We start from the raw sequence: 24,566 nt of genomic DNA, 5'->3' as shown, positions 1-24,566 counted from the left end.
CAATGGCGGCCCAGGACAGGGCCGCCGCCACCGGATCAGCGCATCGGCGGGGCGTATTGCAGCCCGCCCTTGGTCCAGAGGTTGTTGATGCCGCGCTGGATGCCCAGCGGCGTGATATTGCGGTTCCAGACCTCGCCGTAATTGCCGACCTGCCTGACCAGCCGCACCGCCCAGTCCGGGCTCAGGCCCATCATCTTGCCCAGGTCGCCCGACTTCCCCATGAAGCGCTGCACATCGGGGTTGTTGCTGTCCTCGAAGCTGCTGATGTTCTGGCTGGTGATGCCCAGTTCCTCGGCCGTCAGCTGCGCGAAATGCGCCCAGCGGACGATGTCGAAGAACTTGAAGTCGCCCTTGCGGATGACGGCGCCCAGCGGCTCCTTCGAGATGATCTCCGGCAGCAGCAGGTATTTCCCGGCATCCGGCCCCTGCGTGGCGCGGAAGGAAGCCAGCGAGGAGGTATCGGTCGTATAGGCATCGCAGCGGCCGGAGATGAAAGCCTTCTGCACCTCCTCCACCGTCTCGATCACCACGGGGGTGAAGGGCAGGTTCTGGCTGCGGAAGTAATCCGTCATGTTCAGTTCGGTGGTGGTGCCGGGCTGCACGCAGATGCTGGCGCCGCCGAGATCCTTGGCCGATGTCACGCTGGAGGCCCTCTTCACCATGAAGCCCTGGCCGTCGTACATGTTGATCGTGGCGAATTCCAGGCCCAGCGAGGCCTCGCGCGACAGGGTCCAGGTAGTGTTGCGGACGAGCATGTCGATCTCGCCCGACTGCAGCGCCGTGAAACGGTTCTGCGGGGTCGTGGCGACGAAGCGGACCTTGCCGGCATCTCCGAAAATGGCGGCGGCGACAGCGCGGCAGCTATCGGCATCGATGCCGCGCATCTCTCCCCTGCTGTCCGGCAGGGAGAATCCAGCCACCTGGCCCGCCACGCCGCAGACCAGCTGGCCGCGGCTGCGGATGGCAGCCACCGTATCGGTCGAGGCCTGCGCCATGGCGGGTGCCCCGGGGAATGCGGCGAGTACGGCCCCCGCCAGCGCCGCGAGGCCAGGGGCAGAGAGAAAAGGCGGGGCTCGGAAGGACATCACGCGGCTCTCCATCGATTGCATGGCAGCTCGGATATTTTCACCGACCTTCACAGTCTCAGATGCAGGCCTTTGCCGCCGCAAGCATGAAGCGGCCAATCCATGAGCAAATATTGCCATATCAGGACGATATTTGCTCAATCCCTCCGCTTGCTGCATGAATTTTAGGCTCATGCTCTCTGGCCGGGTACGAGAACCCGCCAAGCCCAGACACCGGACCTGCGACAAACCCAACCGCCTTGCGTTAGCCTGACACCACTCCCCTCCTCCCGAGTGGCAGTTCCTTCCCCTCCCGTTCCTGATCCATGGGCCGCCACCGGCGTGCCACTGACCGGATGCCTTGATGTCATCGCTGCCTCTGCCCCCTGCCGCGCCGGCTTCCACCTTCCCGCGCTGGCTTCCCCTGTTGCTGGGCTTTCTGACCGCTATTGGCCCCCTCTCCACCGACATGTATCTGCCCGCTTTCCCGGCGGTGGAGGCCAGCTTCCGGTCACCGCCCGGCTCGGCCGAGATCACCCTGGCCGCCTGGTTCATGGGCCTCGCCGTGGGGCAGCTGGTGCAGGGCAGCCTGGCGGACCGCTACGGTCGGCGGGGGCCGCTGCTGGTGGGGCTGGTGGTCTTCATCATCGGCTCCGCCGGCTGCGCCCTGGCGACGGATATCCAGACCCTGGCGATCTGCCGCTTCATCGCGGCCTTCGGCGGCTCGGCCAGCACGGTGCTGCCGCGCGCCGTGGTGCGCGACATTGCCGAGGGCTTCACCGCCGCCAAGCTGATGTCCCGGCTGACGCTGGTGATGGGCGCCGCCCCCATCCTGGCGCCCAGCCTGGGCGGGTTGATGCTGCAATTCGGTAGCTGGCGGCAGATTTTCTGGTTCGGCGTCTGCTACGCGCTGCTCTCGATGTTCCTGGTCTGGCGGCTGCTGCCGGAAACCCTGCCGGCGGAGCGCCGCCTGCGGCTGAGCTTCATGGCACAGCTGCTGCGCTACGCGCAGATCCTGAAGGAGCGGAGCTTCCAGGCCCATGCGGCGCTGGGCTGCTCCACCATGTTCCTGCTCTTCGCCTATATCGGCGGCTCGCCGGCGGTCTTCGTCGGCATCTTCGGGCTGACGCCCGGTGCCTTCGCGATTCTCTTCGGCGCCAATGCGGCGGCCTTCATCCTGGCCTCGCAGCTCAACCCGCCGCTGCTGATGCGCTTCGGGGCGACGCGCGTGGTGCGCGGCGTCTCCCTGGTGATGCTGGCCGCGACGCTGGTGCTGGTCGCCGTGGTGCTGAGCGGGTCGCCGACGATGCTGGCGGTGCTGCTGCCCATCACCATCGCCAATGCCTGCACCGCCATCATCCTGCCGAATGCCACCGTCGGCGCGCTGGCACGGCATTCCGCCCATGCCGGCTCGGCCTCCGCCCTGCAGGGCACGCTGCAATTCAGCGTCGCCGGCACCAGCGGCATCCTGCTGAGCGTGATGGCCGATGGCACCGCCCGGCCGCTGGCCTTCCTCATGCTGGGCGCGGCCATCGCCACCGTCATCGCCGAGCTGATGCGCCCGCGTTCCTGACCGCCATGGGCTGACCGGCGGCCTCAGGCCGCCGTGCCCGCCTCCAGCTCCTCCGCCAGGGCACGGATGGCGCGGAGATCGGCGACGAAATCCGCATAGGCACGGGCCTTCGCATCCCCTTCCGGCAGGCGCAGCAGGTAGGAAGGATGCGGCATGATATAGCCGGGCTGGTCGCCCTCGAACTTCGCGCGGCCACGATGGCGCATGACCGGCACCACCTCCCCCCGTCAGCGCCAGCGTCGCGCTGCCGCCGAGCGCCACCACCAGCCTCGGCTTCACGAAGCCCAGCTCCTGCCGCAGCCACCAGCGGTAATGCTTCACCTCGCCGGTGGTGGGGGACTGGTGCAGCCGCCGCTTGCCCTGCCGCACGAATTTGAAGTGCTTCACGGCATTGGTCAGATAGGCCGCGCCCCGGTCGATCCCGGCCTCCTGCATCGCGCGCTCCAGCAATTGCCCGGCCGGGCCGACGAAGCAGCGGCCCCGCAGATCCTCCTGATCGCCCGGCTGCTCCCCCACGAGGGCGATGGCGGCGCCGACCGGCCCCTCCCCCAGCACGGCGCGGGTGGCGCCGGGCACCAGCGGCTCGGCCTGCGCGATCAGGGTGTTCAGCTCCGCCAGGCTGCCAGGCGCCTGCCGCGCCATGGAAGCCACGGCGCGCGACGGGTCTCGCTTCCGGGGCGCGGCGGCCTGCCGGGCTATCATCTCCCGCATGCGGGCGGGCGCCTGGCGGATCAGGCCGGGGATCAGCGCTGCCTCCGGCATGTTGTGCCAGTATTTCCGCGGCATCTCCGCGCGCATGGCGGTGGGGTTCACCCGCGCGGGGTTGAAGATGCTGGCGTAATAGCCGAGCCAGCCTTCCTCTAAGGCATCGCTCTCCGGCACATCGGCACGGCTGCCGGCGGGGCCGGAGCGCAGCGCCTGCCGGTCCCAGTGCAGCGAGCCGATGGGGGTGATGATCGACCAGACCAGCCCCCGGAACCGCTCGACGAAGAAGGGCGCCACCGCCTCCAGAATGAAATGCTCAGGCTCAAACCACGTCAGGAAGCGCTCGCCCGCCGGGTCCGGCACCTGACGGAAGCGCAGGAAGGCGTGCATCTTGTGCAGGTCGCGCCGGATGGCCTTCCGCATCCGCTCCAGCCGGTGCACCAGCGGGTCGCTCGGGACTTCCGCCAGCGCCCGCTCCCCATGCAGTGCCCGCCAGACCAGGCTGTAGAGCAGCGCGTAGCGCTCCGGCGCGCGATGGCAGACCACAGGTTCGATGAACCCGGCCACCGCGCGCGGCAGGGAGAGCGGCGGCGCATCCTCCGGCACCTCGGCACCGAAAAGGCCGCGCGTGGCGGCGCTGGCCCAGCTGACCGCTTCCGGCGGCGCGCCCGCCGCCACCAGCCCGCGCGCGGCGCGGCGGAAGCCGTCGAGATCCGCGCCTTCCCGCAGCTCCACGCGCCAGGGCGTCATCCGAAGAGGCTGAGCTGCCCGGCCTGCTCCACCAGCCAGGGGCTGGCCTCCGGGATGGCCTTGAGGTGGATATAGCCCGCGAAGCCGTGTTTCCGGCGCAGCGTCTTCGCCACCAGCATCATCTGCTCCATCGTATGGTCGGGAGACCTGATGACGCCGGAGGAGAGGAAAAGCCCCTCGATATAGTTGCGCTTGTAGAAGTTGACGGTCAGCGCGACGACTTCCTCCACCGTGAAGCGCGCCCGCGCCACGCTGGAGGAGCGGCGGTTGATACAATAGGCGCAGTCGAAGAGGCAGTAGTTGGTCAGCAGGATCTTCAGCAGGGAAACGCAGCGGCCATCCGGCGTATAGGCATGGCAGATGCCGCTGCCGGTGGTGGAGCCCAGCCCTTCCGGCCCCGCCGCCCGTTTCGGCGCGTTGGAGGAAGCGCAGGACGCATCGTATTTCGCCGCATCCGCCAGGATCCGCAGCTTCCTGATGAGCGCCTGGTCCACACCCCGTTCTCCAGCCGTTTTGTTCTATGTATGTTCTCGTTAACAGCCGAGACAAGAGGCCAGGCGGCTTCCCGCTCCCGGCACCGGAATGCCTGACCGGCAGGCGGACCGGATTGCGTCAGGGCGGCACGGGACTGTACGACAGATGGCATGGGCGGAATGCCCGGGTGGCCGGGCGCCGCGATGGCCCCGCACCGCCTCCTCTCTCTCGAAAGGCCAGGGCATGACCGCCGCCATCGCAGACGTCATCGACCATCTCGCCGGCATCGCGCCGGATTCGCCGCTCGATCATATCCGCCGGGCCCGGCCGCAGACGCGGGAGAATGCCCAGGCCAGCTATCTCGCGCTCTTCGCGCCGGCGGAGACCACGACGGTTTCCCTGCCCGAGCGCTTCGCCGTCGCCTGCTTCGTCGCCGGCCTGCACCGGCAGGCGGAGGTGCAGGGCTTCTACGCCGAGGGCCTGCGGCAGGCGGGTGCGGCGCCCGGCCTTCTGGCGGCCATCGAGGCGGAGATCGTGGCAGGACAGGCCGAAGGCCCGGCCGGGCATTTCCCCGCCGGCCCGCTGAGCGCCGAGGACAGCGAGCCGCCCCGGTACCGCATCCCGGAGGGGCGCCGCGCCGCGCTGACGCCCCGGCTTGCGGCGGCGCTGGAGCACGCGCATCTGCTGGTCTTCCACCCCCGCGACGCCGCCCCGGCGGCGCTGCAGGCGCTGCTGGATGCCGGATGGACGACACCGGGCATCGTCACCCTCTCGCAGCTCATCGCCTTCCTGGCCTTCCAGTTGCGCGTCGTGCTGGGGCTGCGCGCCCTGGCGGCGCAGAACGCCTGACAGGACGCCCCGCCATGGCCGACCAGATCATCACGCATCCCGAGAATGCCGAACCCAACCGCTTCACGCAGGAGGAGCTGGGCTGGCTGCCCTGGCTGCCGCCGATGGAGGAAGCGCAGCTGACCGAGCGGCACTGGACCGGGCTGGTGGACCGCTCGCGCTCGAAGTCCGCCTATTTCATGCTGCTGGCGCACGACCCCGATATCCTCGGCGCCCGCACCCGCACGGACAAGGACATCTTCTACAACGCCAAGGAGGGCCTGCCGCGCCCGGAACGCGAGCTCTCCGCCGCCGCGGCCTCACGCTACAATGGCTGCATCTACTGCGCCTCGGTCCATGCCCGCTTCGCCTCGCAGTTCTCGAAGCGGCGGGAGGACGTGCAGCAACTGCTCGATGAAGGCGTGGGCACCAGCATCGACCCGCGCTGGGACGCCATCATCGCCGCCTCCGTCGCGCTGAGCGCCACGCCCAGCCGCTTCGGCGCCGCCGAGATCGCGCGGCTGCGCGAGGCCGGACTGGAGGAGCTGGAGATCGCCGACGTCATCCACGGCGCGGCCTTCTTCAACTGGGCGAACCGGCTGATGCTCTCCCTGGGCGAGGCCGCCCCGCCCCAGCCGAAGTAGCCGGCGCGCCGACGCTGCCGGGCGGCTCAGCCCGGCAGCGCGAAGAAGGGCGTGCCCTGCAGTTCCGGCTCGGCGAAGGCTTCCAGCCTCTCGCGCACATGACCGATATCCTCGGTGAAGAAATGCGCGGCCATGCGGTGCGCCAGCCGCTCCGCCCCCGTCGAGACGCCCGGCACATCCGAGGCCACCGCGCCCAGGCTGGCCAGCGCCGCATGGTTGAAGAGATGGATGCGGGAGAGGCCGGGGCAGTGGCCGGGCCGCCGCTCCGTCAGCTCAAAGCCATGGCCCAGCCAGGGGAAGCGCGACAGCTCCTCCTGCTCCAGCCCCGGCGGCGGCGTGTAGCTGTCGGCCCAAATGGCGATCTCCCCCGCCACCTGGGAAAGCTCCGTCACGCGGGACATGTCCACCGTGAAGCCGGTGCCGAGGATCAGGAAATCCACCAGCGCGTGGCTGCCATCCCCGAGATCCAGCGCCACGCCCTCCGGCGCCGGCCGGGCCGCCCGCAGCGGCGTGCCGAGATGGATCCGGAAATTCGGGTGCCGCATCGCCCGGTGGATGGACTCATGCGGCGGCGGCGCCTGCAGGTCGTGCATATAGGCGAGGATGCGCCACTTCTCCTCGGGCGGCAGATCTGCCCAGCCCTCGAAGAAGCCGGGATGGGCGGAGCCGCGTCCCTTGTTGATCTGCGGCAGCACGCGGCGGCGGACATACATGTCCACCCGCGCGGCCCCGGCCTCCAGCGCCGTCGAGGCATTGTCCCACGAGGACGGCCCGGCGCCGATCACCGCCACATGGCGACCGCGCAGCGCCGCGAAGTCGATCCCGGCATTGGTATGGGCCATGCGGTCCGGCCCCAGCGCCGGGTCTACCCCCGCCGGCAGCGAGACGCCGCCCGTGCCGCCCCGCCCGCTGGCCAGCACCAGCCGCCGGGTATGGAGGCTGCGCTCCTCCCCGCCTTCCCGCAGCCTGACGGTGACGAAGCCCTCCCCCGGCGTGGCGGAGAGGAGTTCCACCCCGTTGCGGACGGGCAGGCGCAGCACCCGGCGGACCCAGCCCAGGTAATCCTGCCAGACGGCATTGGGCACCTTGTAAAGGCTTTCCCAGGCCTCCTGCCCTTCCCGCGCCTCATACCAGGCGCGGAAGGTCAGGGAGGGGATACCCAGGGAGACGCCGGGAAGCTGCTTCGGGCTCCGCAGGGTTTCCATGCGGGCATAGGTGACCCAGGGGCCTTCCTGTCCTTCCGGCGCGCGGTCCACCACCAGCAGGTTCCGCAGCCCCTTGAAGCTCAGCGCGGCGGCGGCGGCGATGCCATACATACCCGCGCCCACCACCAGCACATCCAGCAACGGCTGGCCATCAGGTCCCGTCACGGCGGCCGTCCAGTTCGCCGGCGGCAGGGTCAGCAGCTCCAGGTCGCGCGCCACCCGCGCCTCATGCGCGGCGAGTCCCTCGGGCCGGGCCCCTGGCCGGGCGGTCCTGGCCATCTGCTCCGTCATCAGTCACCCCTTCGCACACTGCCCCGGAGCAGATGCAATACCCGGTCTGTCAGGGGCAGCGAAGGGGCTCGGGCGGTATCCTGGGCTGAGAAAAGATCATCCCGGCCCTCCGGCGAGGCTCTCATGCCCTGGAGACGCCGGTTTCCAGCAGCGCCCCTCGGCAGGTGATGATCCGGATGATCTTCCGCCCCCGACAACCGGCGCATGGGACGACACGAGAAACGCCATGAGGATACCGATCCCGTCCGGCCGACGGAGAGGCTCAGCGGCGCTTTGGGGAAGGTCCGGCACCAGCGTCAGGCAATGCCTGGAAGACGGCAGCGCCAACTTTCCTGCTGCCGCCATGACCAGGGCCAGCGGCCATCCAGATGAAGATCGAGGCTTACGAGACGATCTCCAGACGTGCGATGGCCGCGCCTTCGAGGTGAAAGATATAGCGCAGATCAGCAGGGCTGCCGGGGAAGTTGCCGGTCACCCGGCTGGTGACGATCATCCTGCCGCCGACTTCTTCAGCAGCGATGGGTTCGCTGACATAGCTGTATCTGGTGGATGCCTCCGCCTTCCAGCGACCGATGGCATCGCGGCCCACATGGGTCTGCCGTTCATCGACGACGACGGCATCCTCCTTGAAGCAGCGCGCGACCGCCGCAGCATCCTGGCTGTCGGCGGCGAAATAGCTGGCTATGGGCTCTGGTAGATCGGGCGTCATCTCGGAAGCTCCTGTTTGCTTAGCTTCCGGAAATATTCTTCAGGCCCGGGGAAACAACAAGAACAGACCAATAAGTAAGGCACTCACCGCGAAGTAAGCGTGATAGGACCGCGGGCCAAGGCGAGATTTCAAAGGCCAGAGGCATCAAATTGCAACAAAGCTTGCTTCACAAGGCCTCATGACACTTTAGGGTGCGCCCCTGTTCAGTGATGCGGGTGAAGAGAAGCTTGAAGCCTTGTCATAACCATTCCGTCAGGCAAATGGACCATCTAAATATCACACAGAAAATTCCCTAATCCTGATCAGAATTATTGGTACAATATTAGTCCTATATTCTTAATATAGAGGGCTTTCTTATGGTAAGCAAAGTTGGACGCGTTACAGCGGCTGGTCTTGTTGCTGCCTTCTTTGCAACAACAGTAGCCGATGGCGCATCGGCCTGTTCCCGCATCCTGTCGAATGGGAATGGTCAGGCTAACGTCGTAGCCCGGACCATGGATCTGAACCGCCCGGATGATGCCAAAATGGTCGTCTACCCGCGCGGATCGGAGAGGGTCTCGAAGACCGGTGACGGAAAATCCTTTAACTGGACATCGAAATTGGGAAGCGTGGCAGTCACCGCGCTTGGAGCCGCGACAAGCGATGGCATGAATGAAAAGGGCCTCGTGGCGAACCTTCTCTATCTTGGCGACACCAAATACGAGCGGCGTGACAATCGGCCCGGCCTCTCGAATCTGCTCTGGGCCCAATATGTGCTCGATAATTTCGGCTCGGTCAAAGAAGCGGTTGAAGGCTTGAAGGCCGTTCAGATCGTTCCTGTTGAGCACGACGGCAAGCACTGGCCACTTCACCTCGCAATATCAGATGCTGAAGGGGATTCTGCTATCGTCGAGTTCGTTGACGGCAGGATGATCGTTCATCAGGGCAAAGAGTTCACCGTGATGACCAACGAGCCGCCGCTGGAGACTCAGCTTAAGAATGTCCGGAATTACAAGCTTTTCGGCGGCACCAAACCGCTGCCGGGCGATATTGATCCGGAAAGCCGCTTTGTCCGGGCCGCCTCGTATTTGAAGACCTTGCCGCCGGCCAGGAGTGTTCCAGAAGCCATTGCCGGCGCTCAGTCCATTGCCCGCAACGTGGCAGTCCCGCCGGGCGCCAAAGATACCTCCGGCAGCGTCGCCGAGGATGCATGGCCGACACTGTGGTTCACCCTGGCCGACTCAACCAACAAGACCTATTTCTTCCACTCCGCCAGATCTCCCAATCTCTACTGGGTCGACCTCACGAAGATCGATTTCGGCTCGAAAGCAGGCGAACGAGCTATCGACGCCTATGACTGGACCCTCGCCGGAGACATCACGCAGCGTCTCACCAACGCCAATTGAAGGGTAGAAGCCCTCGGCTTGGGGGTATTCCGGATGATGGAGCTGTCCAGTATTGGACAAGCTCCATCACGCCGGTTGTCAGGCCGGATCTCCGCCCACCGGCAGCATCCGATCGGCGTGAGAACATTTTACCAGTATAGTCTCGCTCAGTATCGGCTGATTTCGGATACCGCCGGATGGGCCAATATCATTCCCACTCGATCGTGCCGGGCGGCTTGCTGGTGATGTCGTAGGTCACGCGGTTGATGCCGCGCACTTCGTTGACGATGCGCCCGGCGACCCGCGTCAGGAATTCCATGGTGAAGGGATAGACATCGGCGGTCATGCCGTCGGTGCTGGTCACGGCCCGCAGCGCGCAGACGCTGTCATAGGTGCGGCTGTCGCCCATCACGCCGACGGTCTTCACCGGCAGCAACACGGCGAAGGCCTGCCAGATGGCGTCATAGAGGCCGGCGGCACGGATTTCCTCCAGATAGATGGCGTCGGCCTTCTGCAGGATCTGCACCTTCTCCCGCGTCACCTCGCCGGGGATGCGGATGGCCAGGCCAGGACCCGGGAAAGGATGCCGGCCGACGATCTCCTCCGGCATACCCAGCTCGCGGCCCAGCGCGCGCACCTCGTCCTTGAAGAGGTCGCGCAGCGGCTCGACCAGCTTCATCCGCATGTCCTCGGGCAGCCCGCCGACATTGTGGTGCGACTTGATGGTGACGGAAGGCCCGCCGGTCGCCGAGACGCTCTCGATCACGTCCGGATAGAGCGTGCCCTGGGCCAGGAAGTCGGCGCCGCCGATCTTCGCCTGCTCCTCCTCGAAGACCTCGATGAACAGGCGGCCGATGGTCTTGCGCTTCTTCTCGGGGTCCGTGACCCCGGCCAACTGGCCGAGGAAGAGGTCGGAAGCGTCGCGATGCACCAGCTTGATGTTGAAGCGGTCGCGGAAGGTGCGGACCACCTGCTCCGTCTCCCCACCGCGCATCACGCCGTGGTCGACATAGATGCAGGTCAGCTGGTCGCCGATGGCCTCATGGATCAGAACGGCGGCGACGGAGGAATCGACGCCGCCGGAGAGGCCGCAGATGACCTTGCCGGAGCCGACCTGGGCGCGGATGCGCTGGACGGCCTCGGCGCGGAAGGCGGCCATGGTCCAGTCGCCCTGGCAGCCGCAGACGGCATGGGTAAAGTTCTTCAGCAGCTGCGCGCCATGCGGGGTGTGCACGACTTCCGGGTGGAACTGAATGCCGTAGAAGTGACGGCTGTCATCGGCCACCATGGCATAGGGCGCGCCCTCGGAGGTGGCGACGACACGAAAGCCCTCCGGCAACACCGTCACATGGTCGCCATGGCTCATCCAGACTTGTTCCCGCGCGCCGGGGGCCCAGACATCACCGGTCAGCGCGCAGGCTTCCCTGACCTCCACATAAGCACGACCATATTCCTGGTGGTCGCTCTTCTCCACCTTGCCGCCCAGCTGCATGCACATGGTCTGCTGGCCGTAGCAGATGCCCAGCACCGGCAAGCCAAGTTCGAAAACCACCTGCGGCGCGCGCGGGCTGCCTTCCTCGGTCGTGCTGGCGGGACCGCCGGAGAGAATGATGCCCTTCGGTTCGAAGGCGCGGATGCGATCAGCCCCGGCCGTGAAGGGCCAGACTTCGCAATAGACCCCGGATTCCCGCACCCGGCGCGCGATCAGCTGCGTCACCTGGCTGCCGAAGTCGAGGATGAGAATGCGATCGCGGTGGAGGGCTTGAGAGGAGAGGTCGACCATGGGCCAGCTTGCACCACAATGGCGCCCTCGGCGCAAGACGGAAGGCAGCCTCTTGATCCGCGTCCGGCGCCCCGGCACCCTGCGCTCGATTCATACGTGGCTGGGAGCCCTCACTGATGCCTTTTCCGACCGATGACCGCGCCTGGAACGATACCCTGCTGTATCTCCTGGAGCGCCGGCGGCCGGGTGAGCGGACCCTGGCGCCGGAGGAATTCGCCGACGAGCTGCCCTTCGTCCGCCCCTACAGCCAGCAGGACGAGGGCGAAGAGCCGGCCTATGCCTGGGTCGTCGTCCACAAGGGCATGACCAACGCGATCAAGACCGAGTTCCTTCGCCAGCTCACCTCCTGGGCGGTGCCGGTCTTCGCCAATGAGGTTTTCGTGGTCTTCGCGCGGGAGCCCGGCTTCGCGATGACGGACCTCAGCGATACGGATCATGTGAAGTCGCTGCTGAACGTCCTGCCGCAGCGCGAGGGGGCTTCCGAGCCCGCCCCGCCCGCGCCGGCTCCTGAAGAAGCCGCGCCGTCGGCTCCGGTGGCAGCCTGGATGCCGGCTCCCGCGGCGGCCCCTGTGGCTGAGGTCGAGGCACAGCGCAGCGAAGCCTGGAGTGCTCCTGCGGGGGGGCCGGAAGACGCGGAGCCTCTGGCCCGCCCGGCCCCGGCCGCGCCCCCCGCCAGCGGCCCCAACCGGCTGCGGCACCAGGAGGTGCGGCGCCTGCTGCGCGATTATCTGGGCGATACGCCGGGACAGCGGCTGCTCGACCTCGGCTGCGGCACCGGCCGTTTCGCCGGCCTCTTCACCGAGGCCAAGGTGCTGGGCGTCGATCCCAGGCCGGAACAGGTCGAGACGGCGCGGGCCTCGCATGGCGGCCTGCCCAACTTCCGCTTCATGGTAGGGGACCCGGCGCGGCTCGACCTCTCGGAGCCGCCCTTCGACGTCGTGCTCCTGGTGGATGCGCTGCCCACCGGCATGGCGGATTCCGCCACGCTGCTACAACGCGCGGCCAGCCATACCCGCCCCGGCGGCCTGCTGTTCCTGACGGTCGACAATAGCGGGGCGCTGAACCACCGGGTGGCGCGGCTTTCCGGCCAGGCGCCGCAGGGTGGCTTCACCCTGGCGGAGGTCACTGGCATGGTACGCGCCGCGGGGTTCCAGCCGCTGCGCGCCGATGGCCTGCTGCTGCCCTGGCCCGGCCAGGCCATCGAGGATGAAGGCATTCTCGACACCCTGCGGGAGCTGGGCCGGCTGGTCGGCCCAACCTATGCGGAGGGCATCGCGCTGCTGGCGCGGCGGAGCTGAGCCCGCTCCCCTTCAGCGCGGCGGACCGCCAGGGCCTCCTGGTGGTCCACCACGGCCAGGGCCGGGAGGACCACCGAAGCCGGGACGGGGCCCACCGGGCCCGGGTCCAGGTCCACCAAAGCCGGGCCCTGGGCGCGACCCGGGGCCGGCGTTAGGGCCAGGCCCGGGCCCGCGGTCGAACCGGGGCCCCGGCGGCGGGCCGCCGCGCCCGGGTCCGTCAAAGCGCGGACCGCCAGATCCCCAACCCGGCCCAGGTCCCGGCCCCGGCCCGAAAGCCCGGCGTGGCGGAGGGGGCGGCGGGCGATGGTCCCAGCGGCCCCTCTCCCGGTACCACGGGCGGTTACGATAGTAGGAATCCCAGTAGCTGCCGATGGCGAAGCCGACGACCGGCAGACCAATGGCCGGCGCGATCCTCATCAGCGGCTCCCGCCTCTCGTCATAGGGAACCTGGAGATAGGCACCGGCGGCCCAGCCGCGATCCTGCCCGATGGCGATATCGCACCATCCATAGCCCTCCAGGCAGCCCAGCACCTCCACCTGCACGCCCTGCTCCAGCCGCGCGACAACCGGATATTCGGTGCCCGGGCCGGCCCGCATGTTCAGCCGTGTGGTAACGATGGCCGGCGCGGCCTGAGCCAGCGCCGGCGCCAGCAGCACCGCCGCCAGCGCCAGACCGGATACCCCGAAACAACAGCGTTGCATGGCGATCCTCCAATTCAATCGTGAGGATAACGCCGGGAATGGCGCGGCTTTACGGCGGGTCAGGGGCCAAAAAACGTCATCGCCCGGCCAAGCTCGAGGCTGGCCGGGCGATGAGAGCCGGATCTGGGGCCGCGCCTTATTTAGGCGCCAGCACCATGATCATCTGGCGGTTCTCCAGGCGGGGCATCTGCTCGACCTTGGCAAGTTCCGCGAGTTCGGTCCGCACACGCTCAAGGACTTTGGCACCGAGATCCTGGTGCGCCATCTCACGGCCACGGAAGCGCAGGGTGACCTTGACCTTGTCACCTTCCTCGAGGAAGCCCTTGGCCGCGCGCATCTTCACGTCGTAATCGTGGTCATCAATGTTCGGGCGAACCTTGATTTCCTTGATCTCGACGATCTTCTGCTTCTTGCGGGCCTCGTTGGCCTTCTTCTGCTGCTCGTACTTGTACTTGCCGTAGTCGGTGATCTTGCAGACCGGCGGGACGGCGTTCGGGCTGATCTCCAGCAAGTCCATGCCGGCTTCATAGGCGCGCAGCAGAGCCTCACGGGCGCTCATCACGCCGAGCATCTCGCCGGCTTCGTCGATCAGACGAACCTGCGGAACACGAATATCTTCATTCACCCGCGGTCCGTCGCGGGGGGGAAGCTGGTTCGGAACGGGGCCTCGGGCCAGAGTCGACTCCTGTCGCTGTTAGAACGAAATTAGATGCGCCTATTTATGATGCAGTCGTCAGGCGACTGCAACATCCAGAGGCCGTAGATCGGGCGCCGCGGCTTCTGCCGCAAGGGCTTCGGCCGCTTCGGCCAGCGTCATCGTGACCTGCTCGCGGCCCGGCAGGCGACGCAGCACCACCTTGCCTTCCTCAGCCTCCCGCCGGCCGATCACGGCCAGCACGGGCACCCGCTGCTCGATATGGTCGACCACCTTGCGGTTGATCTTCTCATTGCGCAGGTCCAGCTCGACCGAAAGCCCGGCCTTGCGGAAGGCGGCGGCCACTTCCCTGGCGAAGGGCGCGGCCTCATCGACGATGGTCGCGACGGCCACCTGCACGGGCGCCAGCCAGAGCGGGAAGCGCCCGGCATGTTCCTCGATCAGGATGCCCAGGAAGCGTTCGAAGCTGCCCAGGATGGCGCGGTGGAGCATCACGGGGCGGTGGCGGTTGCCGTCCTCGCCCACGTAAACGGCGTCCAGCCGCTCCGGCAGCACGAAATCGACCTGCAGGGTGCCGCACTGCCAATCGCGGCCGATGGCGTCCCGCAGCACGAATTCCAGCTTGGGGCCGTAGAAGGCGCCCTCCCCCGGGTTCAGCTCGTATTCCACGCCGGCGATGCGGCAGGCTTCCTTCAGCGCGCCCTCGGACCGGTCCCAGGTCGCGTCGTCGCCCGCCCGCTTCTCCGGGCGGTCGGAGAATTTCACGCGGAATTCGGTGAAGCCGAAATCCTTGTAGACCTGCGAGAGAAGGGCCACGAACTCGACCGTCTCGGCCGCGATCTGCTCCTCGGTGCAGAAGATATGGGCGTCGTCCTGCGTGAAGGCGCGGACGCGCATGATGCCATGCAGGGCACCCGAGGGCTCGTAGCGGTGGCAGGCGCCGAACTCCGCCATCCGCATCGGCAGTTCGCGATAGGAACGCAGGCCGTGGTTGAAGATCTGCACGTGGCAGGGGCAGTTCATGGGCTTCAGCGCCAGGATGCGGTCCTTCTCCGACTCGTCATCGACGGTCGCGAGGAACATATTCTCCCGGTACTTCTCCCAGTGGCCCGAGGCCTCCCACAGCTTGCGGTCCAGCAGCTGCGGGGTCTTCACCTCCTGATAGCCGCCGGCATCCAGGCGGCGGCGCATGTAGTCCTGCACCGTGGTGTAGAGGCGCCAGCCCTTGGGGTGCCAGAAAATGGAACCCGCCGCTTCCTCCTGCAGGTGGAAGAGGCCCATTTCCTTGCCGATGCGGCGGTGGTCGCGGCGCTCGGCCTCCTCCAGCTGGAGGAGATAGGCATCCAGCTCCTTCTGGTCCCGCCAGGCGGTGCCATAGATGCGGGAGAGCATGGCGTTGCGGTGGTCGCCGCGCCAATAGGCGCCCGCCACCTTCATCAGCTTGAAGGCGCCGCCGATATCGCCGGTCGAGCGCATATGCGGACCACGGCAGAGGTCCAGCCACTCGCCCTGGCGGTAGACCGAGATGGTCTCGCTCTCCGGCAGGTCGCGGATCAGCTCGGCCTTGTAGCGCTCGCCCTTGTTCTCGAAGAAGGCGATGGCCTGCTCGCGCGGCCATTCCTCCCGCAGGAAGCTCGCGTTCCGCGAGACGATCTCGCGCATCTTCGCCTCGATCTTCGGCAGGTCGTCCGGCGTGAAGGGCTCGTTGCGCGCGAAGTCGTAATAGAAGCCGTTCTCGATGGACGGGCCGATGGTCACCTGGGTGCCGGGAAACAGCTCCTGCACCGCCTCCGCCAGCACATGGGCGGCGTCGTGCCGGATCATCTCCAGCGCCTCGGGGTCCTTGCGGGTGATGAAGCGGACCCGGGCGTCGCCCTCGATGCTGGCGGAGAGGTCGCGCAGCTTGCCGTCCACCTGCATGGCCAGCGCGGCCTTGGCCAGGCCCGGGCCGATGCTGGCGGCCACGGTCGTGCCCGTCACCGTCCCGTCGAACTGGCGGACGGACTGGTCGGGCAGCGTGATCGCAGGCATCGGTTCGGTGTTCCGTATGACGGAGTGTTGGGGGCGCGGACCATGCGGGCCATGGCCCCCGCCGTCAACGGATAAAGGGTTATGGGAGTCCTGCCGCAGCCGGGGGGCCAGTCGGTGCTCCCCGGCCTCAGGCCACCAGCGCCAGGGGCGGGGGCATCTGATTGCGGACCAGTTCGGCGAAGCTGCCGCCGCGCCGGACCAGGGTCTGGAAGTCACCCCGCTCGATCACCTGCCCGGCCTCGAAGACCAGGATCTCATCGGCATCGCGGATGGTGGAGAGGCGATGGGCGATGATGAAGGTGGTGCGGCCGGCCATCAGGGCCTTCAGGGCCTTCTGCACCCGCGCCTCGGTCGCGGCATCCAGCGCGCTGGTCGCCTCGTCCAGGATCAGGATGGGCGGGTTCTTCAGCAGCGCGCGGGCGATGGCAAGCCGCTGCTTCTGGCCGCCGGACAGGGCGCAGCCCCGCTCCCCTACCAGGGTATCGTAGCCCCGCGGCTGGCGCATGATGAAGTCATGGGCCTCGGCCATGCGGCAGGCTTCCTCGACCTCCTCCTGCGTCGCATCGGGGCGGCCGACCAGCAGGTTCTCGCGGATGGTGCGGTTGAAGAGCAGGCTGTCCTGGAAGACCACGCCGACATTGCGGCGCAGGCTCTCCAGCGTCATGTCGCGCAGGTCCACGCCATCGATGGTGATGCGGCCCGCGGCCGGGTCCCAGAGCCGCTGCAGCAGCGCCATGGCCGTGGTCTTGCCCGCGCCGGTCTGGCCCACCAGCGCCACGCAACGCCCGGCCTCGGCCTTGAAGCTGACATGAGAGAGGGTGGAGCGGGCGCCGGGATAGGCGAAGCTCACATCCTCGAAGGCCACGTCGCCCCGGGCGCGGCCCAGGCCCACCGCATCCGGGTGGTCGGGCACCGTGCTCTTGGTGTCGATCACCTTGAAGAGCTCCTGCAGGGCCGGCATCTGGAAGACCAGCCGGGCGACGAAGCCAACCAGCCCTTCCAGCCGCCCGATCAGCAGCAGGGCGAAGCCCATGAAGGAGACGATCTCGCCCACGCTGGCCTGCCCCCGCCCGTTCAGCCAGGCACCGACCCCGAAGATCGCCATGATGCAGAGCGTGCTGGCCGAGCGCGTCAGGACCGAGAGCATGGCCCACCAGTTCAGCACCGGGAACTGCCGCTCCAGCACCTGCCGGATGATGCTGTCGAACAGCTTCGTCTCCGCCTGAAGGCGGGTGAAGGACTGCACCACCAGGATATTGGAGAGGGTATCCTGCGCGTTGCCGGCCAGCTGGGTGTGCAGCTGCTCGACCTCGGCCTGCCGGTGGTGGGTGCGGGTGACGACGAAGGTCGCGACGATGCAGAAGAGCACCACCAGCCCGACCAGCAGCAGGCCCAGGCGCCAGTTCAACACCAGGCTCAGCGGCAGCAACACGCAGGCCGCCAGCACCGTGATCAGATGGTCCCGGAAGAAGGAGAGCCAGAGATTGAAGAGGTTGTCGGTGCCGACCAGCATCACCTTCATCAGGCGCCCGGACTGGGTATCGCCATGGAAGGCGGGCGGCATGGCCAGGACATGCTGGTAATAGCTATGCATGACCGCCAGGCGGTTGCGGTGAGCCATGCGGTCCGAAAAAAGGGCAATGGCCGCGTTGCAGCCGATGCCCACCAGCCCCACGGCGCCCCAGATCAGCAGCAGCTCCAGCGTGGACTGGCCCTTATTGCCCGAGAGAAGGTCCACCACCCGGCCGAAGAGCACCGGCTCCAGGAATTGCAGGCCGGCCACCACCGCAGCAGTCAGCGCCAGCCCTATCGCCACCCCGCGGTCCGGCTTCAGCAGGCCGAGCACGCGCGCATAGACCTTTACGAAATTCATCTGCTCCCAGCACCCCTGTCGAGGCAGAGCCTTGCCATGCCCGCCATTTGGCTCGCATCGACCCGCTTGCAAGAGACCAGGGGTATGCGGCAGGAACAGGGCAGCCGGACTACAAGACGAAGGCATAACAGACCTTCGCTGACCGGCGACGAAGGAGATGTTCATGACGAAGCTGCATCGCCGGGCGCTGCTCGGCGCCGCTGGCCTGCTTCCCCTCGCCGCCCTGCCGCGCCTGGGGTTTGCCCAGGGCAACTGGCCTGCCCGGCCGGTAAGGTTCATTGTGCCTTTCACCCCCGCCGGCACCACCGACATCGCCGCCCGGATCCTGGCGGAGCAGTTGCACCAGCGGCTGGGCCAAGCCTTCCCGATCGAGAACCGCGGGGGAGCCGGCGGCAATATCGGCAGCGAGGTCGCCGCGAAGGCGGAGCCGGATGGCTATACCATCCTCATGCAGACGGTCTCATCCGGCGCCATCAACTATGCGCTCTATGCCGGGCAGATCGGCTACAAGCCTTCCGACCTCGCCAATGTCGGGCTGCTGATCAAGGTACCCAACGTCATCTTCGTGAACCCGGAACTGCCGGTGAAGAACCTGCGGGAGCTGGTGGCGCTGGCCAAGTCCAAGCCCAATGAGCTGAATCACGGCTCCTCCGGCGCCGGCACCTCGCTGCACATGACGGGCGAGCTGCTGAAGCTGGAAGCCGGGATCCAGATGACGCATGTGCCCTTCAGGGGCGCCGGCCCGATGATGGCCGAGATCATGGCCGGCCGCGTGGAGGTGGGCGTGGACAACCTGCCCTCCGCCATCGGCCATATCCGGGAAGGGCGGCTGAGGGCGCTGGCGGTGACCACCCCCGTCCGCAGCCCCGCCCTTCCCGATGTACCCACCACGGCCGAGGAAGGGCTGCCCGGCGTCGAGGCGACCGGCTGGTTCGGTGTGCAGGCCCCGGCCAAGACGCCGAAGCCCGTCATCGACAAGCTGGGCGCCACGATCGATGCGGTGGTGAAGGACAAGGAAGTCTGGGCGAGGCTGGCGGACCTGGGCGGCATGAAGCCTGACCTGACGCCGGATGGCGGCACCAGCCCGGAGGCCTTCGAGACCTTCGTCGCCGCCGAGGTCAAGAAGTGGGCCGAGGTGGTGCGCCGCTCCGGCGCCAAGGTGGACGGCTGACACCCGTTATCGCCGGGAAGGAGACGCCCTCCTCCCCGGCCGCCTTCAACAAGGGTTTGATGAGCGGCTCGTAAACCGGGCTGGGGGGTCCGCGTTGAGTTCCTCGCAACAAAAACTGAGGAGCCCGCCATGCGTCAGACCATTTGTGCAGCTTTGTTGACCATTGGTATCGCCGGCGGCGCCATGGCCCAGGCCACCACGCCCGGCGCCGGCACACCGGGCACCGCGCCCGGCAGCACCACGACCACGACCACCACGACCGCGCCGGGCGGCAAGTTCGCGACGGTGAAGCCGACGGACGTGATGGCCGAGGAATATGATGACATCCAGTTGGTCAACAGGCAGGGGCAGACGATCGGTGAGATCGAGGACCTGGTGATCGACAACGGCAAGACGGTGACGGGAATCGTCGTCAGCGTCGGCGGCTTCCTCGGCATGGGCGAACGCCATGTCGTCCTGAATCCCTCGGCCGTGACCATCCAGCGGGATGGCAACAACCTGAAGGGCACGGTCGATATGACCCAGGACGAGCTGAAGAACGCGCCGGCCTACAGCTACAAGAGCAGCAACTAAAGCCGGAAGACGAAGCCGGCCGACATGCAGGGCCAGAGGCCCTGCTTTGCCGGCCGGACTTCCGGGCGCGCCCGGCGGTGCCTCAGCTGCGCCAGTCGGTCCTGTCGCCCTCGATCAGGCGCAGCGCGCTGGCCCAGGCCCATTCGAAATGGGCCAGCTTCGCCTCCCTCTCTTCGGGCGTCTTGCCGTTGAACTGGGCGGCGGTCTTCAGCCGCACCTCCTCGGGCGGAAGGACCAGCTCGGCCCCACCGGCCAGGGCGGCGACCTGTGCCTGGCAGGCCCGCTCCAGGTAATAGATCATGTTGAAGGCCTCGGGGATGGTGCGCCCGGTCACCAGCAGCCCGTGGTTCCGCAGGATCATGGCCTGGTGCTGGCCGATATCGGCCACCAGCCGCTCCCGCTCATCCAGGTCCAGCGCGACGCCTTCATAGCCGTGATAGGCCAGATGGCCGTAGAATTTCAGCGCATGCTGGCTGATCGGCAGCAGGCCGTGCTTCTGGGCGGAGACGGCGATACCGGCGGCGGTATGGGTATGCACGACGCACATCGCATCCTCCCGCGCCATATGCAGGGCGGAGTGGATGGTGAAGCCCGCGGCATTGACGGGCTTCGATCCAGGCTCATCCTCGACCACATTGCCGTTGAGGTCGATCTTCACCAGGTCGCTGGCACGCATCTCATGGAAGAGCATGCCATATTTATTGATCAGGAAATGATGCTCCGGCCCCGGCACCCGCGCGCTGATATGGGTGTAGATGAAGTCCGTCATCTTGTGATGCGCGACCAGCCGGTAGAGCGCGGCGAGGTCGCAGCGGACGCGCCACTCTTCCTCTGAGCAGTTGAGCCGGGCTGGCGGGGTGGCGATGTTCATTGACGCTGATCCTCATCTTCGCAGTCAGAGAATGACAGACCCCGCACCGCACGGCGTCAATCCGAAAACCGCGAAGCCCGGCAGGGATCAATGTCCGCGGAAGAAGGCCAGGATATCGCGGTCCGGAATCGGCATTTCCCGCTTGCGGCCCAAGAAATAGCAGGCGCAGGCGGAGTTGTAGGAAGCTTCGGTGCGCGAGAGCGGCAGGTCGAGATAGCGCATCGGCCAGGTCAGCAGCAGCGCCATCAGTCGCAGTATCGAGCGCAGAAGGTGCCGATCCGTGATGCCCGTGAAGAGATTGCGCAGCAGATGAATGGCGGAATAGCCAGGGCCGCCCATCATGCCGCTGCCCATGTCGTCGAACTGCCGGAATAACCGGCGGTGCCCGAGATAGGTGAAGCGGGTGAAGTCATAGGCGCCCATATGCACCGGCTGCAGAAAGGGCGTGACTGCATAGACGAAGCCGTCCGGCTTCAGCACGCGGATGATCTCGGCCACCACCCGCTGCGGGTCGCAGACATGCTCCAGCACTGCCTCGGCGAAGACAGCGTCGAAGGAGGCGTCCTCGAAGGGCAGGTCATGGGCATCGCAGATACAGGCGATGTTCCTGGCCATGGCCACGTCAGTATAGGTGACGCGCCCGCGCCGCTCCCGCTCTCCCGAGCCGATCACCAGCACCTCGGCCTCCGGCCGCTCGGCCAGGATGATGTCCATGGGGTCGAAGCTGCTGCCGGGCATAGGCGCTTCGGAAAGGCTCCGCGCGAAACGGCGATAAAGACGGCGGAGGCCGCCGGTCTGGTCCACCGAGCCGCCGTAGCCGCTGGCGCCTTCATATCCCTGGCCGCTGACATAGTCGGCGATGCGGAAGACGCTGTTAGCCTCGTTCAGTAACACCGGCACGCCATTGACCAGCGGGTAGCGCTGGCCACAGCCGGAGCAACTTCGCTCCGCGCCGGCATCGGTCAGAGGGATGTGGCACACCGGGCATGCAAGATGCGGCACGTGCGAACCTCCGGGGGGATCTGTTCTCATCGCGCGCATCATCGCCATGCGTCAATACTGTTACGGTCCCGCCAGAAAGAAAGCGTGGTCCTGGCGCTTTTCAGGCGCCATCCTCCTCCACCGGCACGGCGGCGCGCGCGGACCAGCCCAGCCGCACCGGCAGCCCCTCGGCCGGGGCGAAAGGGGCGTTCCAGGCCGGCAGGTTCACCCGCAGCGGGCCGAGATCGGGCACCGCCACCAGCAAGGCGAAGCCGGATCCCAGATAGGACCAGCTTTCCACCGTGCCGGAGACGGCATTCTCCGCCCCCTCGTCCGGCCCCAGCAGCGCCACCTTCTCCGGCCTCAGGGAGAGCAGGACCCGCGCCCCGGCGGCGGGCCGGGCTGCGGCAACCACCTTCAGCAGCGTGCCGCCGGCGCGAAGGGAAAAGCCCTCCGCCGTGGCACCCTCGGCCTGCCCGGCCAGGAAGTTGGACTTACCCAGGAAATCCGCCACGAAGCGGGTGCGCGGCGCCTCATAGAGCTGCGAGGGGCTGCCCTGCTGCACCAGCCGCCCATGGTTCAGGATGGCGATGCGATCGGAGAGGCTCAGCGCCTCCTCCTGGTCATGCGTCACATTGACGAAGGTGCGGCCGACGCGGCGGTGCAGCGCCTTCAGCTCATCCTGCAATTCCGCCCGCAGCTTCTTGTCCAGCGCCGAGAGCGGCTCGTCCAGCAGCAACAGGGCGGGGTCGAAGACCAGGGCGCGGGCCAGGGCCACACGCTGCTGCTGCCCGCCGGAAAGCTGGCTCGGGCGGCGTTCGGCGAAGCGGGTCAGCTGCACCAGGTCCAGCGCCGCCCGCACCTTCTCCGCCTGCCGGGGCTTCGGCATGTGCCGCACCCGCAGCGGAAAGGCGACATTCTCGGCCACCGTGAGATGGGGAAACAGCGCATAGCCCTGGAAGACCATGCCGAAGTCGCGCTTCTCCGGCGGCAGACCCGTGATGTCCCGCCCGTCCAGCAGCACCTGCCCCTTGCTGGGCTGGACGAAGCCGGCGATGGTCATCAGCAGCGTCGTCTTGCCGGAGCCGGAGGGGCCGAGCAGGGTCAGGAACTCGCCCCGCCCCACCTCGATATCCACGTCCTCGACCGCCGTGAAGCTGCCATAGCGCTTGGTGATGCCGCGCAGGCCAAGGGCGTGGCCGGCGCTGGCGGGAATGGCTGCCGCGGCACTCACGCGCGGTAGTCCGGCTGCTCCCGGTCCATCTTGCGTTTCAGCGCCTGCCAAGGCAGCCAGCCCTTGATGGGGCTGTCCTTCGCCTGCGCCCGCACCCGCGCCACCGTCTCGGCCGGCGGCATGGAGAGCGGCACGCCGGTGGACTGAGCCGCCACCTGGATACGGCAGGACTGCTCCAGGTAGTACATCCAGTAGAAGGCCTCGGCGACCGTGCGACCGGTGGTCAGCAGACCGTGGTTGCGAAGGATCAGGCAGGGCCTGTCGCCCATGTCGCGCACCAGCCGCTCCCGCTCGTCCAGGTTGTCGTCGGCGGCGATGCCCTCGTATTCATGGATGGCGACGCGGTCGGTGAATTCCATGTTCATCTGGTTCAGCGGCAGCAGCCCGCCCGCCTGGGCCGCCACGGTCATGCCGGCCAGGGTATGGGTATGCATCACGCATTGCGCGCGGTCGCTGCCCAGATGCAGCGCCGAGTGGATGACGAAGCCCGCCGGGTTCACCGGCCATGTCGTCTCCTGCGCCGGCTGCCCCTCGGCATCCACCAGCACCAGGGAGGATGCGGTGATCTCCTCGAACAGCAGGCCATAGGGGTTCACCAGGAAGCGGTGCCCCTCCCCCGGCACGCGGACGGAGAGATGGGTGTAGACGAGATCCGTCATGCCGAAATGCGCCAGCAGCCGGTAGGCGCAGGCCAGGTCCTCGCGCAGCTCGCGCTCGGTCGGCACATGCTCCGGGTCGGGGCGGACGGGAGGGGCGGGCGGCGGGTTCAGCATCAGTAGCCCTTTTCCGGATCATAAAGGTTGGGCAGCGGCTGCCCGGCTTCCAGCGCCGCGATGGCACTGGCGACATAGGCGGCGCGGGCCCGCCGCGGGGGCAAGGATGCCACATGCGGCGTGACCGTCACCTTCGGATGCGTCCAGAAGGCGCTTCCGGGCGGCAGCGGCTCGGTGGCGAAGACATCCATCACCGCGCCGGAAAGATGGCCGGAATCCAGCGCCGCCAGGAGGTCCGCCTCCACCACATGCTGGCCGCGCCCGGCGCTGACCAGACCGGCCCCGGCGGGCAGGCGGGCCAGCAGGGCGGCATCGATCAGCCCGACCGTCTCGGGCGTCGAGGGCAGCAGGCAGACGAGGATATCGGTGCCGGCCAGGAATTCCGGCAGTTCCGCCGGGCCGGCGAAGCTCCGCACCCCCGGCACATCCTTGCGGCTGCGGGACCAGCCGCGCACGGTGAAGTTCAGCCCCTGCAACATGCGCGCGGCGGCGGCGCCGAGATTGCCGAGGCCCAGGATTCCCACGGTGCGCTGCCGGGCGGAAAAGGGCAGGTCCTGGTCGAGCCAGCGCCGTTCCGGCTGCGCCAGGGCGAGGCTGCGGGTCTCCCGCAGCAGGGAGAGGCAGGCCCAGGCGACATACTCGCCCATGCGCTGCTCGGTCTCCGCCCCGCCCATGCGGATCAGCGGCAGGTGGCGCGGCCAGTCCGCCACGCGGGTGACATGATCCACCCCCGCGCCGGAGGAGAAGACGGCGCGCAGCCCCGTCATCTGCGGGAAGCGGCCTTCCTCGGGCTCCCAGACCACGACGTAGCGGACATCTTCCAGCCTGACGGAAGGATCATACCAGGAGCGGACATCAAGGCGGGGATCGACCTCCCCGAAACAGGCCTGCCATTCGGCCAGGGCCTTGTCACCGCCGGACTTCACCAGGAGCAGCACGTTGGACCAGCACTTTCCAGCACAGAGGAGCCCCGCCGGGCGCGGGGACAGTGGCAGGCAGACTGCCGAGGACGCG

At 67.5% G+C, this 24,566-nt stretch carries 21 protein-coding genes and 2 pseudogenes; 7 read left to right on the top strand and 16 right to left on the bottom strand.

The features are described from left to right. Positions 1-35 precede the first annotated feature (35 nt). Positions 36-1,085 (bottom strand): amino acid ABC transporter substrate-binding protein, encoded by a 1,050-nt coding sequence (locus IAI58_RS06575; protein WP_207445029.1) that lies wholly within the window; start codon positions 1,083-1,085, stop codon positions 36-38. Between the two features lie 343 nt (positions 1,086-1,428). On the opposite strand from IAI58_RS06575, the gene IAI58_RS06570 reads away from it, so the two are divergent. Next, on the top strand, positions 1,429-2,637 hold the full coding sequence (locus IAI58_RS06570) for a multidrug effflux MFS transporter (protein WP_207445030.1): 1,209 nt from the start codon (positions 1,429-1,431) through the stop codon (positions 2,635-2,637). 23 nt (positions 2,638-2,660) lie between these two features. Here the strand turns inward: IAI58_RS06570 and IAI58_RS23005 are convergent, their stop codons facing one another. The 3 genes and pseudogenes from IAI58_RS23005 to IAI58_RS06560 all read right to left on the bottom strand — a co-directional run. Continuing rightward, positions 2,661-2,843, bottom strand: coding sequence for a uracil-DNA glycosylase family protein (locus IAI58_RS23005; protein ID WP_237182154.1), 183 nt, complete (start codon positions 2,841-2,843; stop codon positions 2,661-2,663). Between the two features lie 73 nt (positions 2,844-2,916). After that, positions 2,917-4,092: pseudogene (locus IAI58_RS06565) on the bottom strand (UdgX family uracil-DNA binding protein); the annotation flags it as partial. A 17-nt stretch (positions 4,093-4,109) separates the two neighbouring features. Next, positions 4,110-4,586 (bottom strand): annotated as a pseudogene (locus IAI58_RS06560) (radical SAM protein); the annotation flags it as partial. Between the two features lie 223 nt (positions 4,587-4,809). Between IAI58_RS06560 and IAI58_RS06555 the strand changes: the two are divergent. Both IAI58_RS06555 and IAI58_RS06550 read left to right on the top strand, forming a co-directional pair. Further along, complete coding sequence (locus tag IAI58_RS06555) at positions 4,810-5,415, top strand: CMD domain protein (RefSeq protein WP_207445031.1); 606 nt, start codon at positions 4,810-4,812, stop codon at positions 5,413-5,415. A 14-nt stretch (positions 5,416-5,429) separates the two neighbouring features. Beyond that, a complete protein-coding gene (locus tag IAI58_RS06550; RefSeq protein ID WP_207445032.1) occupies positions 5,430-6,038 on the top strand; it encodes an alkylhydroperoxidase domain protein in 609 nt (202 codons plus the stop codon). A gap of 26 nt (positions 6,039-6,064) precedes the next feature. Here the strand turns inward: IAI58_RS06550 and IAI58_RS06545 are convergent, their stop codons facing one another. Next, positions 6,065-7,534: an FAD-dependent oxidoreductase gene (locus tag IAI58_RS06545; protein WP_207445033.1), complete on the bottom strand. Its 1,470-nt coding sequence runs from the start codon at positions 7,532-7,534 to the stop codon at positions 6,065-6,067. A gap of 382 nt (positions 7,535-7,916) precedes the next feature. Further along, a complete protein-coding gene (locus IAI58_RS06540) occupies positions 7,917-8,243 on the bottom strand; it encodes a nuclear transport factor 2 family protein (RefSeq protein ID WP_207445034.1) in 327 nt (108 codons plus the stop codon). 356 nt (positions 8,244-8,599) lie between these two features. Between IAI58_RS06540 and IAI58_RS06535 the strand changes: the two genes are divergently transcribed. Next, complete coding sequence (locus IAI58_RS06535; RefSeq protein WP_208776038.1) at positions 8,600-9,628, top strand: linear amide C-N hydrolase; 1,029 nt, start codon at positions 8,600-8,602, stop codon at positions 9,626-9,628. A 187-nt stretch (positions 9,629-9,815) separates the two neighbouring features. On the opposite strand, the gene guaA is transcribed toward IAI58_RS06535, so the two are convergent. Further along, positions 9,816-11,390: a glutamine-hydrolyzing GMP synthase gene (gene guaA / locus IAI58_RS06530; protein WP_207445036.1), complete on the bottom strand. Its 1,575-nt coding sequence runs from the start codon at positions 11,388-11,390 to the stop codon at positions 9,816-9,818. Positions 11,391-11,506: 116 nt separating this feature from the next. On the opposite strand from guaA, the gene IAI58_RS06525 reads away from it, so the two are divergent. Further along, positions 11,507-12,688 carry a class I SAM-dependent methyltransferase gene (locus IAI58_RS06525; protein ID WP_207445037.1) on the top strand — a complete coding sequence of 394 codons (1,182 nt, stop codon included), beginning with the start codon at positions 11,507-11,509 and terminating at the stop codon, positions 12,686-12,688. 12 nt (positions 12,689-12,700) lie between these two features. Here IAI58_RS06525 and IAI58_RS06520 read toward each other — a convergent pair whose 3' ends face one another. The 4 genes from IAI58_RS06520 to IAI58_RS06505 form a co-directional block, all read right to left on the bottom strand. Beyond that, a complete protein-coding gene (locus IAI58_RS06520) occupies positions 12,701-13,390 on the bottom strand; it encodes an SH3 domain-containing protein (RefSeq protein ID WP_207445038.1) in 690 nt (229 codons plus the stop codon). Positions 13,391-13,526: 136 nt separating this feature from the next. Next, a complete protein-coding gene (gene infC / locus IAI58_RS06515) occupies positions 13,527-14,066 on the bottom strand; it encodes a translation initiation factor IF-3 (protein WP_207445254.1) in 540 nt (179 codons plus the stop codon). A gap of 57 nt (positions 14,067-14,123) precedes the next feature. After that, entirely contained in the window at positions 14,124-16,076 is a 1,953-nt protein-coding gene (thrS, locus tag IAI58_RS06510) for a threonine--tRNA ligase (protein WP_207445039.1), read from the bottom strand. 127 nt (positions 16,077-16,203) lie between these two features. Further along, entirely contained in the window at positions 16,204-17,949 is a 1,746-nt protein-coding gene (locus IAI58_RS06505) for a glucan ABC transporter ATP-binding protein/ permease (protein ID WP_207445040.1), read from the bottom strand. A gap of 163 nt (positions 17,950-18,112) precedes the next feature. On the opposite strand from IAI58_RS06505, the gene IAI58_RS06500 reads away from it, so the two are divergent. Together IAI58_RS06500 and IAI58_RS06495 are read left to right on the top strand one after the other, a co-directional pair. Then, positions 18,113-19,120: a Bug family tripartite tricarboxylate transporter substrate binding protein gene (locus IAI58_RS06500; protein ID WP_207445041.1), complete on the top strand. Its 1,008-nt coding sequence runs from the start codon at positions 18,113-18,115 to the stop codon at positions 19,118-19,120. A 129-nt stretch (positions 19,121-19,249) separates the two neighbouring features. After that, the gene (locus tag IAI58_RS06495) at positions 19,250-19,693 is read left to right on the top strand and encodes a PRC-barrel domain-containing protein (protein ID WP_207445042.1); all 444 of its coding nucleotides are present in this window, start codon (positions 19,250-19,252) and stop codon (positions 19,691-19,693) included. An 82-nt stretch (positions 19,694-19,775) separates the two neighbouring features. Here the strand turns inward: IAI58_RS06495 and IAI58_RS06490 are convergent, their stop codons facing one another. From IAI58_RS06490 to IAI58_RS06470, 5 genes are all read right to left on the bottom strand, one after another. Next, positions 19,776-20,564 (bottom strand): class II aldolase/adducin family protein, encoded by a 789-nt coding sequence (locus IAI58_RS06490; RefSeq protein WP_207445043.1) that lies wholly within the window; start codon positions 20,562-20,564, stop codon positions 19,776-19,778. A gap of 87 nt (positions 20,565-20,651) precedes the next feature. Further along, on the bottom strand, positions 20,652-21,566 hold the full coding sequence (locus IAI58_RS06485; RefSeq protein ID WP_207445044.1) for a methyltransferase domain-containing protein: 915 nt from the start codon (positions 21,564-21,566) through the stop codon (positions 20,652-20,654). Positions 21,567-21,666: 100 nt separating this feature from the next. Further along, positions 21,667-22,779 carry an ABC transporter ATP-binding protein gene (locus tag IAI58_RS06480; RefSeq protein ID WP_237182922.1) on the bottom strand — a complete coding sequence of 371 codons (1,113 nt, stop codon included), beginning with the start codon at positions 22,777-22,779 and terminating at the stop codon, positions 21,667-21,669. Next, a complete protein-coding gene (locus IAI58_RS06475; protein ID WP_207445045.1) occupies positions 22,776-23,552 on the bottom strand; it encodes a class II aldolase/adducin family protein in 777 nt (258 codons plus the stop codon). Before IAI58_RS06475 ends, IAI58_RS06480 begins: the two co-directional genes overlap by 4 nt. Further along, a complete protein-coding gene (locus IAI58_RS06470; RefSeq protein ID WP_237182921.1) occupies positions 23,552-24,490 on the bottom strand; it encodes a 2-hydroxyacid dehydrogenase in 939 nt (312 codons plus the stop codon). Before IAI58_RS06470 ends, IAI58_RS06475 begins: the two co-directional genes overlap by 1 nt. Positions 24,491-24,566 lie beyond the last annotated feature (76 nt).

The organism is Roseomonas marmotae (assembly GCF_017654485.1).
GTDB lineage: Bacteria > Pseudomonadota > Alphaproteobacteria > Acetobacterales > Acetobacteraceae > Pseudoroseomonas > Pseudoroseomonas marmotae.
This window is presented reverse-complemented; position numbering and strand designations above follow the sequence as displayed.